Genomic DNA, 15439 nt, shown 5'->3' with positions numbered 1-15439 from the left:
ACCGCTTTGCCGGCACCGGCGTTCCCCGACCCCGACCGCCGGCCGAGGGTGCCGCGCCCGCCCGGCCCGTCGGCGCCCCTTCCGATCCTCCGCCGCCGCCCCGTGTCCGACGCCCCGCCGTGCGGGGCGGCGGCGGAGAACCACCCCTGCCCCGAAAGGACCGTCACGTGGCAGCCCCGCACCCCGACAGGACCCCCGCCCCCTCGGACGACTGGTGGCGTGGCGCTGCCATCTACCAGGTGTATCCCCGCAGTTTCGCCGACGGCGACGGCGACGGCACCGGGGACCTGGCGGGCGTACGGGCGAGACTGCCCTACCTCGCCGAACTCGGCGTCGACGCCATCTGGTTCACCCCCTGGTACCTCTCCCCGCTCGCCGACGGCGGCTACGACGTCGCCGACTACCGCACCATCGACCCCGCCTTCGGCACCCTGGACGAGGCCGAGAAGCTGATCCGGGAGGCCCGCGCGCTCGGCATCCGCACCATCGTCGACATCGTCCCCAACCACGTGTCGGACCAGCACCCGTGGTTCCGGGCCGCGCTCGCCGCCGGACCCGGCAGCCCCGAGCGCAAGCTGTTCCACTTCCGTCCCGGACGCGGCGAACACGGTGAACTGCCGCCCAACGACTGGCCGTCGCAGTTCGCCGGCCGGACCTGGACCCGGGTCGAGGACGGCGAGTGGTACCTGCACCTGTTCACCCCCCAGCAGCCCGACCTCAACTGGGCCCACCCGGCGGTCCGCGAGGAGCACGAGGACGTCCTGCGCTTCTGGTTCGAACGGGGCGTGGCCGGCGTCCGCATCGACTCGGCCGCCCTGCCCGCCAAGGACCCCGACCTGCCGGACTTCGTCGAGGGCCGCGACCCCCACCCCTACATCGACCGCGACGAACTGCACGAGGTCTACCGCTCCTGGCGGCGTGTCGCCGACGCCTACGACGGCGTCTTCGTCGGAGAGGTCTGGCTGCCGGACGCCGAACGCTTCGCCCGCTATCTGCGCCCCGACGAACTGCACACCGCCTTCAACTTCAACTTCCTGGCCTGCCCCTGGGACGCGGACCGGCTGCGTGCGGCCATCGACGACACCCTGGCCGAGCACGCCCCGGTCGGCGCGCCCGCCACCTGGGTGCTGTGCAACCACGACGTGACGCGCACGGTCACCCGCTACGGCCGCGCGGACACCGGATTCGACTTCGCGACCAAGGCGTACGACACCCCGACCGACCTGACGCTCGGCACCCGCCGGGCGCGCGCCGCCGCCCTCCTCACCCTCGCGCTGCCCGGCTCCGTCTACCTCTACCAGGGCGAGGAACTCGGCCTGCCCGAGGCGGACATCCCACGGGAACGCATCCAGGACCCGATGCACTTCCGCTCCGGCGGCGCCGACCCCGGCCGTGACGGCTGCCGGGTGCCGCTGCCGTGGACCGCCGACGCCCCCTACGCGGGCTTCGGCTCGCGCACCGAGCCCTGGCTGCCCCAGCCCGCGGGCTGGTCCGCGTACGCGGCCGACCTCCAGGCCGCCGACCCCGGCTCGATGCTGGTCCTCTACCGCACCGCGCTGCGGCTGCGCCGCGCCGAGGCGGGCTTCGGCGACGGCCCGCTGGAGTGGCTCCCCGCCCCCGCCGGGGTGCTCGCCTTCCGTCGGGCGCCGGGTCTGGTCTGCGTGGTGAACCTGGCCGCCGCCCCGGCCGCCCTCCCCGAGCATGAGCACGTCCTGCTCGCCAGCGGCCCGCTGGACGACGCGGGCCGGCTGCCGGGCGACACCGCGGTCTGGCTGCGCGCGTGAGCGACCCGGGCACCGTCGCCGGACCGGGGCCCTCCCGCCCCGGTCCGGCGACGCGGGGGAGCGGCCCGCCGTCGCGCCCGGCCGGCGGCGAGGCCGCCGCGATGATGACGGCCGCGGACGTGCTGTCCGTGCCGACGTCGCTGCGGCGCGCGGGCGCCGAGGTCCGGGCCGGGGGCGGCCGGGGCATCGACGCCCTGGCCGGGGTGCAGACCCGCGACCACCGGGACCTGGACCTGATGCACCGCCTGGACCAGGAGCCCGGCGTGGTGGCCGCCCCGGCCGCTGCGGGATTCACCGAGACCCTGGACCAGCGGCCCGTGCGGTTCGTCGTCACGGACGCCACCGGACGGGAGATCGACCTCCACCCGCTGGTGTTCGCCGCCGACGGCTCCGCCGCCCAGGCCTCGTTCGACCCCGGGCGCCGCTCCCTGCCCGGCCGCCTGCTTGGTGACCGGCGTCATCGGCGCGAGCGCGGTCCCGTGCCCCTCCGCCGCCCAGCGGGTCTCCCTTCCACCCGGGCTACGAGCCGACCGGCCGCGACCTGCACGACATGGGCTCCCGCGCGAGCCGTTCGGCATCGCCACCCCCTTCGGCCCGTGAGGCGGGATCAGGAGTGGCGGGAGTGCAGGGGATCATGGGCGACCTCGTCGGGACACCGCTCCCCGGGCCGCCGTGTCCGCCGGTCGCGCCGCCAGTCCACGGTCGCGAGGGCCAGCGCGGCCCCCATCCCCGCCAGGGCCGCGATCAGGGCGACGCCGAGGGCGCCGCGGTAGTCGTCGCCGCCGCCCAGCGCCAGGTAGTACAGGCCGGGCAGGGCCGCGGTGCCGACCGCGGCGCCGAGGCGTTGCCCGGTCTGGAGCGCGCCGCCCGCCGCGCCCGCCATCCGCACCGGCACGTCCCGCAGGGTCATGGTGATGTTCGGCGAGACCACGAAACCGCCGCCGATGCCGCCGAGGAAGAGCAGCGGGGCCGCTGCCCAGGGGGCGATGCCGAGGGGGGCGAAGCGGAGCAGCAGCGCGGCGCCGCCCAGGCCGGTGATCACGCCCGTGAGGCCGCACACGGTGAGCAGCCGGCCGAACCGGTCCACCAGTCGGCCGGCGACGACGGCCGCGCTCGCCGATCCGATCGCGAAGGGGGTCACGGCGAGGCCGGACCGCAGCGGCGAGAAGCCGAGCCCGCCCTGGTAGAAGAGGGCGAAGACCAGCCAGACCCCGCTGAAGCCGATGAAGTACAGGGTGCCGACCCCGGCGCCGACGGCGTAGCCGCGCACCGTGCTGAACAGGCGGGGGTCGAGCAGCGGCTGGGCGTCCCGGGCGACCAGGCGGCGCTGCCACCAGACGAAGACGCCGAGCAGCGCGGCGCCGAGGAGGAACAGCCGCCACAGGCGGCTCAGCCCGCCGGAGTCCGCCTGGACCAGCGGATACATGAGCGCGAGGACGCCTGAGCCGAGGAGCAGGACGCCGGGCACGTCCACGTGCCCCCGGCCGGACGAGCGGGTGCGGGGCAGCAGCCGCCGGCCGAGCAGGACGGCCAGGATGCCGATGGGCACGTTGACGTAGAAGATCCAGCGCCAGCCCTCGGAGCCGGAGGCGAGCGCGAGGATGGCGCCGCCGGTGAGCGGGCCGACGGCGGAGGAGATGCCGACGGTGGCGCCGAAGATTCCGAAGGCCCGTCCACGTTCGGCGCCGCGGAACATCTGCTGGATGAGCGCGGAGTTCTGCGGAGCCATGAACCCCGCCGCCAGCCCCTGGGCGAGGCGGGCGACCACCAGCCAGGTGATGTCGGGGGCGGCGCCGCAGGCCGCGCTGAAGAGGACGAATCCGCTGAGGGCCAGCAGGAAGATGCGGCGTCGGTCGAGGGCGTCACCGAGACGGCCCGCCGTGACCAGGGCGAGGGCGAAGGTGAGGGCGTACCCGGAGACCACCCACTGCACCTGGGCGGCGGAGGCGTGCAGCTCGCGTTGCACGGTGGGCAGGGCGACCGCCACGATCGTCACGTCCAGCAGGCTCATGAATCCGGCCACCAGGGTGACCCAGAGGGCCCGCCACCGGTTCGGGTCCTGCTCGGTACCGCTCTCCCGAGCGGACGCGCTGCCGTTCTTCGCCGACGCCGTCACAGAGCCTCCTCTTGCGGGGCCGCGTCCGGAACCACCTGGTCACGCGGTGGAGGCCGGCCCGTCGTGCCCCCGGTACCCCTGCGCCGTCGTCCGGCACCCTGTTCGTCCCGCGGTGTCCTCAGTGCATTCTGGGCCGCGTCGATCCTCCGGCGCATACCGGACCTACTGCCCCGGATCGCCCAGGGTGCACCGGCGCGGCGTGCCGCCGTCGCCGCGGTCCTGCCCCGCGGCGTCCGCGGTTACGGGCCGAGCACGCCGCGGGCGGCGGTGAACAGGCGGGCGCAGCGCTCGGTCATGGCGTCCGCCGACTCGTCGGGATGGTGGATCCACCAGCGGATCAGGGCGGTGGCCAGACCTCGCCAGGCATGGCTGAGCGCGTCGGCGTCCAGGGCGTCGAAGGACTCGGCTGCCAGGAGCACGTCGGCGGTGCCCGCGGCCGCGCACTCGTCGATGGCGCCACGGTAGGCCCGTGCGCGGCGGGCCGCCTCGCTGTCCGCCGGGACCGAGGTGTCATAGAGGACGAACCACGCCTCCCGCCGTCCTTCGAGAGCGGTGAAGACGCCGTGCATGACCCGGAGCGGGGTGGACCGCGCGACGGCGGTCGCGGGGGCCGGGGCCGCCCCGGCGCGTTTGCCGGCGGAGCTCTTCCCGGCCGTGCCCTCTGCCGTGTCCTCCGTCGTGCCGTGCCGCGGGGTGTCGTCCATGGCGGTCCGGATGGCCGACAGGATCCGGTCGGCCGCCGGGACGAGGCAGGCGAGGTACAGGTCGTGCTTGGCGCCGAAGTACTGGTGCAGCAGCGTCTTGGTGACACCGACGCGAGCCGCGACGGCGGCGAGCGAGGTGCCCTCGTAGCCGTTGCGGCCGAACTCCTGGGTCGCGGCGGCGAGGATCTGCTGCTCGCGTCGGGCCCGCGGGACGCCTTTGGTGCCTGCTCGTGCAGCGGGGGTTGTCACGGACCGAATTTACCATAGGGTAATTTACCGCACGGTAAGTTCGATGAGGGAGCCTGCCCATGCCCGGCACCACCGCACCGCGCCCCGTCCGCGACCGATCCTGGTGGGGATGGGGGTGGGCCGACGCCCACCCGGACGACGCCGCATGCCGCGCGCTGGGAGCTCTGGTCCCCGGCACCCTGGCGCGGCCGCTGCCCCTGCCCCGGGTGGCCGATCTGCCCATCGGCGCACCCGCCGTCGAGCCGCCGCGCAGCCTCGCGCCGCTCGTGACGCACGATCCCCCGGCCCGTGCCGCCCACGCCATGGGCAAGGCCTACCGCGACGTCGCGCGCGCCCTGCGCGGCCGGCCGGGCCGGATCCCCGACCTGGTCGCCCACCCGGCCTGCGACCGGGACGTGGCCGAACTGCTGGAGTGGGCCGCCGAGCGCGAGGTCGCCGTCATCCCCTACGGCGGCGGCTCGTCGGTCGTCGGCGGGGTCGAATACCGGGGCAGGGCCCACCGTGCCGTGCTGTCCCTGGATCTGACGGCCATGGACCGCGTCCTGGAGGTCGACACCGTCAGCCGCGCCGCTCGCATCCAGGCCGGGATCCTCGGCCCCGCGCTCGAAGCCCGGCTCCGCCCGCAGGGGCTGACAATGCGTCACTTCCCGCAGAGCTTCGAGTTCTCCACCCTGGGCGGGTGGCTGGCCACCCGCGCGGGCGGCCACTACGCCACCGGGCGCACCCACATCGACGACTTCGCCCAGTCCCTGAGCGTGGTCACCCCCGCCGGCACCAGTGCCTCCTGGCGACTGCCCGCCTCCGGAGCCGGCCCCTCGCCCGACCGCCTCTTCCTCGGCTCCGAAGGCTCCCTCGGCGTCATCACCGAGGCGTGGATGCGCTTGCAGGAACGCCCCCGGCACAAGGCCTCGGCCTCCGTCTCCTTCACCGATCTGCACGCCGCGCTGCCCGCGGTGCGCGCACTCGCCCGGTCCGACCTCGCGCCCGCCAACTGCCGTCTGCTCGACTCCGGCGAGGCCGCGCTGTCCGGTGCGGCGCGGGACGGCCGCGCCGTGCTCGTCATCGGGTTCGAATCCGCGACGGCGCCCGTGGCGGACCGTCTCGGCCAGGCACTGGACCTGGCCCGCTCCCACGGCGGACACGCCGTCGGCCCCGCGTCCTCGGGCGCCCCCGGGGACACGGCCGTCGGCGCGTGGCGCTCGGCCTTCCTGCGGATGCCCTACCTGCGGGACGGCCTCGCCCGGATGGGAGCCGTCACCGAGACCTTCGAGACAGCCACCACCTGGGACCGCCTGCCCGCGCTGATCGACGCGGTCCGGCAGGAGGTCGGCGCGGCCGCGCTCGAGGCCACCGGACACCCCGCGATGGTCAACTGCCGTCTCACGCACGTCTATCCCGACGGCGCCGCGCCCTACTTCACCGTGATCGCCGGTGGACGCCCCGGCGACGAGGTGGCGGTCTGGGACGACCTCAAGGCCGTCGCGAGCGACGTCCTGCATCGCCACCGCGCCACCATCACCCACCACCACGCGGTCGGCCGCGACCACCGCGCCCACTACGACCTCCAGCGTCCGGAGCCCTTCGGTCTGGCCCTGCGCGCGGTGAAGCAGGCACTCGACCCGCGGGGCGTCCTCAACCCCGGTGTGCTCGTGGGCGATTGACCGCGTCTGGCGAACGGCGGACCGATGCGCCGCCGTTCCTCTCGCCTCCCGGGCCGCCACCTCGTGCCGGCGGACGGTGGCCGTCGTCCGGGGGCGCTGTACGGAGAGGGACCGAAAACCCCGATGCCCCGGCCGCGGCGGGTCGGTAAGGTCGGGTCCGTGCAGGTGCGCAGGCACCGGATACTTCGCCTGTCAAGCGGGAGACGCGGGTTCGAATCCCGTCACCGGTTCCGATCCGACCGGTGTCGTCCAGTGGCCCAGGACGCCTCTGTTCCGTTGCCGACTCAGACCTCTGCACACCTCTGCGACCCGGGCGGAGCACGGTACACCGCCCAGCGGCGCACGGCGCTCCGCCCGGGCTCGTGCGGTGCCGTGGCGCCGGCCGTGAAGGGCCGACGCCACGGTCTCGGTCACCGGACCGTCAGCGCACGGCGCCGATGCGTTCGACGCGCTCGTCCACGCCGTTGCGGAGTTCGCTGAGCGTGGTGCCGGGCGGGGCCACCTTCGGTGCCGAGGACGGCGGCTGGATCTCGTCCGCACAGGTCTTGCCCTTGGCCGGGACCTTCAGGTCGACCAGGTAGCCGACCACCGCGTCCGTCGCGCAGGCGCTCCGCCCGAACGCGGTGTGCCCCTCCGCCTCGAACGTCAGCAGCGCTGCGTTGTCGAGCTGTCGCGACAGCGCCACCGCGTCCTGGTACGGGGTGTCCGGGTCACCGGTGGTGCCGAGGACCAGGATCGGCGCCGAGCCCTTGGCCCGGTAGGAGCCGTCGTAGCGGCTGACCCGCTCGCCGGGCCACTGGACGCAGGCGGTGGCGTGCTGGTGGTCGTAGGTCGGCGGACCGTAGGCCATCGCGGGGCCGAGCAGCGGCGCGTCCTTCGCGTTCGCCGTCACGTTGCGCTTCAGCCGCCGCAGATCGCGCGGGTAGTCCCGGTCGACGCACTCCACGGCCACGTTCGGGCCGAGGAAGTCGAAGCTCGCCGGGGAGGGCGGCCGCAGCAGGAAGGAGGTGTTGTCCCGCAGTTGGGCCTTGCGCAGCGCCGCGCCGAACGAGGGCCAGATGACCTTGCCCTCGTTGATGTTGAACATCAGCCGGTAGACCAGCGTGTAGCCGTTGGCCTGGCCGCCGTTCGCGGTCGGCACCGGAGCGGCGTCCAGATCAGCCTTCAGCTTCTCGAACGCCCCGCGCGGGTCGCCGTCGCCGAACCCGCAGGTCGCCTGATCGGCGGCGCACCAGTCGAGGAATCGGCCCATCGCGCCGTCCAGCGCCAGATACTGCGGCCGGTCGTAGGCGTACGGGCGGTTCGCGTAATGGTCCGGGTCGTAGGCGCCGTCCAGCGTGAGCGCCCGCACCCGCTTGGGGAACATGGCCGCGTACACGGTCCCGATGTACGAGCCGAACGACCGGCCGTAGTAGGTGAGTTGCTGCTCGCCGAGCGCCTGACGCAGCAGGTCGATGTCTCGCGCGACGTACTCGGTGCCGATGTACGGAAGCAGTTCGCCCGCGTTGTCCTGACACGCCTGGTCGAACTCGGCGGCCTGCTGCAGCGCCGGCTCGTAGGCGTCCGGGCCGGGCACCCCCTTGGCCTCGGTGACCGCCCGGGTGTACCGGGCGTCGTCGAAGCACGTCAGCGCCGAACTGCGCCCGACACCCCGCACGTCGTAGCCGAAGACGTCGAACGAGTCGCGGAGCGCGGCCGGCAGGTCCGCGTAGTTGTTGCGCACGAAGTCCACGCCGGAGTTGCCGGGCCCGCCCGGCTGCATGAAGAGCGTGCCCTTGCGCTTCGTGTCGTCCGCGGCCTTCTTGCGGATCACCGCGAGGGTGATGGTCCTGCCCTGCGGCTCGCGGTAGTCGAGCGGCACGTCGGCGTTCGCGCATTCGAAGCCGCCCTGGCAGTCGGTCCAGGCGAGTGACGGCACGGGCGGCTTCCCCGGTGTCTTCGGTTCGGCCGTCGCCCGGGTCGCCGTCCCCGTCCCGGCGACCACGAGCGCCGCCAACGCGGCTCCGAGGACGGTGAATCGCCCGAAGCGTCTCGGTATGCGATGTGGAGTTGTCATGGTGTCCTTCCCCCTGGGCTGCTGAGTGGCCGAGTGCTCACGGGTCGGGGTGAGTCCGGCTAGCTGAACAGAGGGGGAAACGGCGCCAGAGGTGCCACCGCGTCCGAAATTCCGTGGAAATTGTCCACCGCAGGGGCGGAGTTTCTCCTTCCGGCGGGTGACGACCGGCCCCGGGGCGAGCGCTCCGGACGGGGTTCTCCGACGGGCCGGTCAGTCAGGCTCTCCGCCTCGGCGGTGGGACAGCACGTTGACCACGCGGCCGTTGGGGTCGCGCACGAAGAACCGCCGTACTCCCCACTCCTCGTCCCGCAGAGGGTGGACGATCTCCGCGCCGCTGTCCCGCATGAGTGCGTGGACCGCGTCGACGTCGTCCACCTCGACGCTCATGTCGGGGGTGACCGGGGCGGTCCTGTCGCTGCTCATGATGCTGACCTGCGCCGTCGGGTGAGACGGTGAGGCGAGCGTCATGATCCAGCCCAGATTCATGACTTCCTCGAAGCCCAGGAGGCCGTAGAACTCCCGGTTCTCCTGCTCGGCCTCCGACCGGATGACGGGCATGACACGGCGAACAACCATCGACGACTCCACTCGAACGGACACGGACGGACACGGACACGGATCATGGACTGTTCAGGGGTACTACGGCCACCCTGACATCGCACGCGCTCCTGGCGACCGAGGGATGGCGGCCGGGCTCCCTCCGGACGCGCCCCGGCCGAGGTGCCTCCCCCTCCCGGCGACCCTGCCGCACGCCACTGACCATCGAGGCTCCCTGTTCCGGCTGCCGTCGGCGCACCGTCTCGTCGATCCAGACGGGTGCGAACGGAGAGGTGCAGCCCGGGGGAGTCGGGTAGTCCTTGAGCACCTCCAGGCGCTCACCGATGCCCATGGCGCGGTCGCGGAGTCCGGCGTGTTCGATCCCGATCTGGGCCAGGCAGTGGTTCATCGCCCACTGGAGGCGGTCCGGGGCGTCCTTCATCTCCGCCTCCCCGACGTCGAGCAGTGCCGCGAGGTCGAGGCCGAAGGGATGGGCGATGGCGCAGAGGATGACCCGCCGCGGGCCGCTCACCAGGGAGGAGATCGTCCGTCAGGCTCTGGTGCCGGCCGAGGCGGAGGGTCTGGACACGCTGTCGCTTCGACTCGGTCCGCCGCCGCGCCGCTGCACGTCGGTAGTCCGTGGCCGACGCTCGGCGTGCAGCGGCGGCCGCGCGCGGTGAGTCCCGGCCCGGCCCCCTGGGCTCCTCGCTCAAGCGGGTTGCGGGGTGAGGCGTTTGTGGCCCTTGCGGTCGTAGTACGTGGTCATGCCGAAGCCGAAGAGGAGACCGAGGGCCGCGCCGATCGCGATCATGGTCCAGGCGCGGGTGAGTCCGGCGTCGCCGCGCGCGTCGAAGTAGAGGATGGCGCGGACGCCGTCGCTGAGCTGGCGCATGGGCTCGAAGTGGGACAGGAAGCGGTAGAACTCGGGGACGGCCTGGAGCGGCACGGTGGCGCCGGACGAGGGCAGACCGAGCACGATGAACACGAACATGGACACCAGCTGGCCGATCCCGCCGAAGGCCGCGTTGATGGCCTGGACGCCGAGGCCGACCGCCAGGGCCGCGCAGTACGAGTAGATCCACAGCAGGGGGATGTGGGTGGCGTCCATGCCGAGGACGCTGACGCAGGCGAGCAGCACCAGGGAGACACTGAGGACCGTGATGCCGGCCGTCATGAGCATTTTCAGCAGCAGCGTCTGCGTGCGGCTGATCGGCACCGTGGGCAGCCGGGTGTGCCAGGGGCCGATCTCGTTGTCCGCGTAGCCGAGCGCGGTGTCCACACCGTTGCTGATGACGTTGCCGCCCATGAATCCGGCCAGTACGAGCAGCAGGGTGTAGTAGAAGGCGCTCAGGCCGAGGCCGCTGTTGTCGCCCAGGGGGTGGCCGACCTGGGTCACGACCTTCACCGGGTCTGCGAGCAGCAGCCCGGTCGTGGGGTTCGCTCCCGGGGCGGCGGCCGTCAGCTGTTCGCCGATGGTCCGGGAGGCCTGCTGGGCCGCCGTGGTGGTGATCTTGCTGGCCAGGGAGGAACCGAGGCTGCCCTTGGCCGGGTTGGTCAGCACGGTCATCGTGGGGCGCGCGGTCGCCTCGGCGCCGGTGAGTGCGGTGACGGAGTCGGTGAAGTCCGCGGGGATGACCAGAGCGCCGTAGACCTTGCCCGCGTTCAGCTCGTCCTGGGCCTGGGCCCGGGTGAGCTGCCGCCAGTCGGCCGAGTCGCTCGACGTGTCCGAGGTGATGGCCGCGGCCACCTGGGTGCCCAGGTTCTGCTTCTGTCCGCTCGGCGGCTTGCCGGTGTCGCTGTTGACGAGGGCGATCGGCAGGTCGTGCAGGTCGCGTTGGGGGTTGACGATGCCGCCCATGTACAGCAGCGACAGCAACAGGGCGAGCAGGCCGGTGAGGACCGTGGGCACCAGCCACAGCTTGGGGCGGCGCAGGAGCGTGGTGGCGTGGGCGAGCGGGACGGTGTCGGGGGGCGTGCCGTCGGCGGTCATGGTTCTCCGTCGTGTCGGGGACCTGGCGGGCGGGCGTCCGCTCGGGGCCGGCCGCCGCGGGCTGCCGGCCGGGGTCGGGGAGATGCGGCGAGTCGTCCCAAGTCTCGCCGTCCGGTGGCCCGGGGGAGTGCAGACAGTCTGTCCGGGCGCGGGGCACCAGCCGGATGGGGTCACCACGCACGCCTCCCCGGCCGTCCGGCGGCGTCGGCCGCTCGGCGGACGCCCCGCTACGCGCTCGCCCGTGCCTTCTCGTACAGGTCGGGGTCGTGGGAGTTGACGATGATGAGGCCGGGGTCGGCGCGCCGGTACAGCTCGGCCAGCCGGGCGTGGTTGTCGCGCACCTGCTTGCCGTCGTGGGCGACGACGGCCTCCGCCCGGCGCAGGGACGCCGGTATCGCGGAACGGCCGTCCAGGGTGCCGCGGTGGTAGAAGGCGTCACCGGCGTGCAGGAGCCGGCGCGGGCCGGTGTCGACCGCGACGGCGGCGTGGCCGCGGGTGTGGCCCGGAAGGGCGATCAGGACGATGCCGGGAGCGATCATGTCGAGTTCCCGGGCCGCGGCGAACCCGCGCCACCGGTCGCCGTCGGGACGGTGTTCGACGAGTTTCGGGCCGTGTGCCCACTGCGACCGCCGGAAGCGGATCCGCTCGCGCCGGGACGGGGCGTGCACCGCTCCGCGCGCCTCGTCCGCCGTCAGGTGGACGTCGGCGCCGGGGAAGTCGGAGAGGCCGCCGACGTGGTCGACGTCGAAGTGGGTGAGCACGACATGGCGGACGTCGTCCCGGCGGAACCCGAGCCCTTCGACCTGCCGGACGGCCGTCTCGCCGGGTGCGAACAGCGGCCGCACGACGTGCCGCGTCGGTCCGACACGCCGTCCGGGGTCGGCGATGTCGTCGAGACCGAAGCCGGAGTCCACGAGCACCAGGCCGTTCGCGGTCTCGATCAGCAGGACGTGGCAGACGAGCCGGGGGCTGCCGGGGGGTCGCATGGTGCCGCAGTTGAGGTGGTGGACCTTCATGCAGGGCGTCCTCGGAGGGCGGAGAAGGGGAGTCGTCGCGCTTGCGGCGTATGGTAACCCCGGCTCCGGGCGAACTTACGACATCAGTATCGATCCGCCCATCCGCCGATCCGCCGGTGACGACCCGTCATGAAATGGCGTGGCCCCGGGGCGGACACCGGCCGTGGCTGTCCGGGCCGACGCCGCCGGACAGCCGGACCGGTGGCCCCTGTCAGGCGCTCACGATGCGCCACCGGTTGTCGGCGGTGCCGTCGTCGGGGGCCTGGACGGCGAAGGCTCCGACGGCGGTGGAGTCGCCCGCGACACCGAGCAGCTTGCCGCTGTGCGCATTGCGGATCTTGTAGGTGCCGTCGCCCTGGTCGAGCAGCGTCCACCGGTGGTCCGCGGTGCCGTTGTCCGACCACTGGAGCACGCTCGCGTCGTCCGCGGTGGACATGTTGAGCACGCCCAGGACCTTGCCGCTGTGGACGTTCCGGAAGCGGACCGCCGTGCCGTCCTCGACCATCTCCCAGTCGTGGTCGGCGGTCCCGCTGTCGGTCCACTGCAGGGCGAGACCGCCGTCGGCGGTGGACATGTCCTGGATGCCCAGCACCAGGTTGCCGGCCGCGTTGGCGAGGTGTACCCGGGCGACGCCGCCGGTGTTCCAGTAGACCGTGTAGGTGAAGCCGTGCGCGTCGTGGTTGGCGCGGAAGGTGTACAGCAGCCGGTCCACGTCCACGAACCGCAGGTAGGCGGCCGTACGGTTCTGGTTGTCCAGCCACCGGCTCGCGGTCAGCCGCACCTGGCCGAAGTCGAAGGAGTACGCGGAGACCCCGGTGTCGGCCCGGGCGGGCGGGACGGCCGCCTGTCGAACGTTGGTCGAGTCTTCGGCAAGCAGGGATGATAGACGCCCGGAGGAGTCGGTCAACACCCCGTGCCGCGATGTGACCGGATCACCGTCGCCACGGCTCAGGTCCGGCCGCTTCGGGAACGGGCCGTCAGGCTGCGCGCCCCGGCAGGCCGAGTTCCTCACGGGCTCCCGCCACCCAGCGCAGCACGCCGTGGGATCGGGTGCTCCCGGCCAGGTCCGTCGCTTCGTCGAGCAGGGCCGCCGCGTCGTCGCGACGCTCCTGCTGGGCGGCCAGATAGGCGAGCCCGACGAGGTTCGCCGCCACCCCCGGCAGGAACCCCAGCTCCCGGCGCAGCCGGGTGGACTCCTCCAGGTGCGCACGAGCCTCGTCCAGGCGCCCGGCCATGTGCTCGGTGAAGCCGAGGTGCCGCAGCGCGTAGGACATGGTCAGCCGGTCGCCGGCCCGGGTGGCGAGGTCCAGGGCGCGTGCGAAGGCGGGCACGGCGGTGTCGATGTCGTCGCGGACCACCTGGTGGAAGGCGCCGACCCAGAAGACCGCCTCGCCCTCGCCCCGTACGTCACCGAGCCGCCCGTACAGCTCCGCCGCACGCTCGAAGAGCTCCAGCTCCCGCGCGTCCTCGGCCCGCTCCTCCAGGAAGCGGGCGTGGATCACCCGGCCGCGGGCCAGCGCGAGGTGCGCCTCGACCTCGTCGAGGCTCCGGTCCGCCGACGCCGGCGCACTGCTGTCGCCGCCGAACACGGCACGCTCGTAGAGGAGTTCGGCTTGCTCGAGTCGCTCGTCGGCTGTCATCTTGTGATCCTAGCGACCGCGCGGGAGATCTCGACGCTCTGCGTGTCGCCGGGCGATCCCGGCCCCGGACCCCCTTCGGCCGCCCGGCTCCCAGAGATGACGGTCCGGCACCCGCAACCGCGGTCCGTGCTCTGACCGGGGCGCGGACGCGTGGGCCCCGGTGGGGCCCCGCAGGCCTGGTGTCAGGTGGTGTAGAGGTCGTAGGTGGGGGTGTGGTGGGGATCGGCGATGATGTCGAGGCGGGGGTCGACGGTGAGGATGGCCTGGTGCATGCGCTGGAGCTGGGGTGAGGGCTCGACGCCGAGTTCCTCGATGAGGCGCTGGCGCAGGCGGCGGTAGATGTCCAGGGCTGCCGCCTGTCTGCCGCAGCGGTAGAGGGCGAGCATGGCCTGGGAGTGGAGACCTTCGTGCTGGGGGTGGCGGGCGGTGAGGTGGGTGAGCTCGGCGGTGAGTTCGCTGTGGCGGCCGAGCCGGAGTTCGGCGTCGATACGGCGTTCCTGGGTGACGAGGCGGCTCTGGTGCAGCCGCATGGTCTCGATGCGCAGGACGGGCCCGTGGGGGACGTCGACGAGTGCCTGTTCCTGCCAGAGACCGAGGGCCTGGTCGAGGATGCGGGCGGCGTCGGCGTCCCGGCCGTTGTCGAAGGCTTGGTGGCCCTGGGCGCTGAGCTGTTCGAAGCGGTGGGCGTCGACGGCGTCGGCAGGGATCTGGAGGAGGTAGCCGCCGTAGCGGGTGGCGAGGACGTCCTTGGCGGTGGGGGCGGAGTTGCCCGCCCCGGCGGTCGCCGGGCCGTCGGCGCCGGGCAGGGCGTGGGCGAGCATGCGGCGCAGTTGGAGGATGTAGGTCTGGAGGGTGGTGAGGGAGCTGTCGGGGAGGTCGGTGTCCCAGATCTCCTCCATGAGGGTGGGGACGGGGACGACCTTGCCGGGCCTGAGGGCGAGGAGGGCGAGGATCTGGCGGGGCTTGCCCGCGGTGGGGACGACGCTTTTCCCGTCGATTTCGGCTTCGAGTGCACCCAGAACTTTTATGTCCATTGTTCCTCCGTACCGTTTGCGCGGTGCGTGACGGTCGGTTCGCAGCGATGATGTGGCATCGGACAGTCTCTTCGGTGGGGAGTTGTCGTGGAGCCTCCGCGGGGCGGCCGCGAGGAGGTCTGCAGGTTTTGTGGAGAGGGGTGCGAGGCGGCGCCGAGCGGTTCTCCAGCGGTATTCCAGAGCGGGCCGCGCAGTGGATCCGCCCGAGGCCGGACGCGGCACGTCCGAGCTGGTGGTCTGTGCGGGCGGGGGCCGGACGGCGGGCCGGTGCTGTCGCCGTTTTCGGCCAGGGATGCGGAAGGGCGGAGTCGGGCCGTCCGGCGCGCCGCGGATCCTCCTCGTCACAGCGCTGCCGGGGCCCGGCCGCGAGCGGGCCGGCTTGCCGCCCGCCTTCCTCCGAGGCGCAAAACTGCCCGCCCTTGGGGGGCGGCTGCCGCCGTGTCCGGTCGCCGCGGGTCCGGGCGACGCCCGCCCGTCCGCCGACCCGCGGGCAGGCTCGAACTCTCCTGGGGAAAGGGTCGACGCAGCCCTGGGTGAGCGGGCGGAACCCTGGCCTCCGTACGGGGCGTGCATCGGCACGCCGGGAAATCGCCGCGTATTTCCGGCGCGGAAGGCCCCATGAGTCCGCCGGCCCGGTCGTTCTCCGCCGGAA

At 73.3% G+C, this 15439-nt stretch carries 10 protein-coding genes and 3 pseudogenes; 3 read left to right on the top strand and 10 right to left on the bottom strand.

Annotation, left to right across the window (positions count from 1 at the left end; all coding sequences use genetic code 11):
• Positions 1–167: 167 nt before the first annotated feature.
• Both J2X68_RS29160 and J2X68_RS29155 read left to right on the top strand, forming a co-directional pair.
• The gene (locus J2X68_RS29160; RefSeq protein ID WP_310435574.1) at positions 168–1784 is read left to right on the top strand and encodes a glycoside hydrolase family 13 protein; all 1617 of its coding nucleotides are present in this window, start codon (positions 168–170) and stop codon (positions 1782–1784) included.
• Between the two features lie 101 nt (positions 1785–1885).
• Positions 1886–2384: pseudogene (locus J2X68_RS29155) on the top strand (nucleotidyltransferase domain-containing protein).
• A 7-nt stretch (positions 2385–2391) separates the two neighbouring features.
• Here J2X68_RS29155 and J2X68_RS29150 read toward each other — a convergent pair.
• Both J2X68_RS29150 and J2X68_RS29145 read right to left on the bottom strand, forming a co-directional pair.
• Positions 2392–3900: an MFS transporter gene (locus tag J2X68_RS29150; protein WP_310435573.1), complete on the bottom strand. Its 1509-nt coding sequence runs from the start codon at positions 3898–3900 to the stop codon at positions 2392–2394.
• Positions 3901–4139: 239 nt separating this feature from the next.
• The gene (locus tag J2X68_RS29145) at positions 4140–4853 is read right to left on the bottom strand and encodes a helix-turn-helix domain-containing protein (protein ID WP_310435572.1); all 714 of its coding nucleotides are present in this window, start codon (positions 4851–4853) and stop codon (positions 4140–4142) included.
• A gap of 59 nt (positions 4854–4912) precedes the next feature.
• On the opposite strand from J2X68_RS29145, the gene J2X68_RS29140 reads away from it, so the two are divergent.
• Positions 4913–6514 (top strand): FAD-binding oxidoreductase, encoded by a 1602-nt coding sequence (locus J2X68_RS29140; protein ID WP_310435571.1) that lies wholly within the window; start codon positions 4913–4915, stop codon positions 6512–6514.
• A 421-nt stretch (positions 6515–6935) separates the two neighbouring features.
• Here J2X68_RS29140 and J2X68_RS29135 read toward each other — a convergent pair whose 3' ends face one another.
• The 8 genes and pseudogenes from J2X68_RS29135 to J2X68_RS29100 form a co-directional block, all read right to left on the bottom strand.
• Entirely contained in the window at positions 6936–8570 is a 1635-nt protein-coding gene (locus tag J2X68_RS29135; protein ID WP_310435570.1) for an alpha/beta hydrolase, read from the bottom strand.
• 210 nt (positions 8571–8780) lie between these two features.
• Positions 8781–9146 carry a VOC family protein gene (locus J2X68_RS29130; protein ID WP_310435569.1) on the bottom strand — a complete coding sequence of 122 codons (366 nt, stop codon included), beginning with the start codon at positions 9144–9146 and terminating at the stop codon, positions 8781–8783.
• 208 nt (positions 9147–9354) lie between these two features.
• A pseudogene (locus tag J2X68_RS29125) lies at positions 9355–9597 on the bottom strand (DNA alkylation repair protein); the annotation flags it as partial.
• 219 nt (positions 9598–9816) lie between these two features.
• On the bottom strand, positions 9817–11097 hold the full coding sequence (locus J2X68_RS29120) for a DUF3533 domain-containing protein (RefSeq protein WP_310435568.1): 1281 nt from the start codon (positions 11095–11097) through the stop codon (positions 9817–9819).
• A 227-nt stretch (positions 11098–11324) separates the two neighbouring features.
• The gene (locus J2X68_RS29115; RefSeq protein ID WP_310435567.1) at positions 11325–12113 is read right to left on the bottom strand and encodes an MBL fold metallo-hydrolase; all 789 of its coding nucleotides are present in this window, start codon (positions 12111–12113) and stop codon (positions 11325–11327) included.
• 211 nt (positions 12114–12324) lie between these two features.
• Positions 12325–12792: pseudogene (locus tag J2X68_RS29110) on the bottom strand (RICIN domain-containing protein); the annotation flags it as partial.
• A 298-nt stretch (positions 12793–13090) separates the two neighbouring features.
• Complete coding sequence (locus J2X68_RS29105) at positions 13091–13753, bottom strand: tetratricopeptide repeat protein (RefSeq protein ID WP_310435566.1); 663 nt, start codon at positions 13751–13753, stop codon at positions 13091–13093.
• Positions 13754–13935: 182 nt separating this feature from the next.
• Positions 13936–14787, bottom strand: coding sequence for an AfsR/SARP family transcriptional regulator (locus J2X68_RS29100; protein WP_310435565.1), 852 nt, complete (start codon positions 14785–14787; stop codon positions 13936–13938).
• Positions 14788–15439: the final 652 nt, after the last annotated feature.

The organism is Streptomyces sp. 3330 (assembly GCF_031456635.1).
Lineage (GTDB): Bacteria > Actinomycetota > Actinomycetes > Streptomycetales > Streptomycetaceae > Streptomyces.
This window is presented reverse-complemented; position numbering and strand designations above follow the sequence as displayed.

Coding starts and splice junctions, on each gene's coding strand:
- J2X68_RS29100 (WP_310435565.1), bottom strand. CDS start 14,787: ATGGACATAAAAGTTCTGGGTGCACTCGAAGCCGAAATCGACGGGAAA.
- J2X68_RS29135 (WP_310435570.1), bottom strand. CDS start 8,570: ATGACAACTCCACATCGCATACCGAGACGCTTCGGGCGATTCACCGTC.
- J2X68_RS29105 (WP_310435566.1), bottom strand. CDS start 13,753: ATGACAGCCGACGAGCGACTCGAGCAAGCCGAACTCCTCTACGAGCGT.
- J2X68_RS29120 (WP_310435568.1), bottom strand. CDS start 11,097: ATGACCGCCGACGGCACGCCCCCCGACACCGTCCCGCTCGCCCACGCC.
- J2X68_RS29140 (WP_310435571.1), top strand. CDS start 4,913: ATGCCCGGCACCACCGCACCGCGCCCCGTCCGCGACCGATCCTGGTGG.
- J2X68_RS29115 (WP_310435567.1), bottom strand. CDS start 12,113: ATGAAGGTCCACCACCTCAACTGCGGCACCATGCGACCCCCCGGCAGC.
- J2X68_RS29130 (WP_310435569.1), bottom strand. CDS start 9,146: ATGGTTGTTCGCCGTGTCATGCCCGTCATCCGGTCGGAGGCCGAGCAG.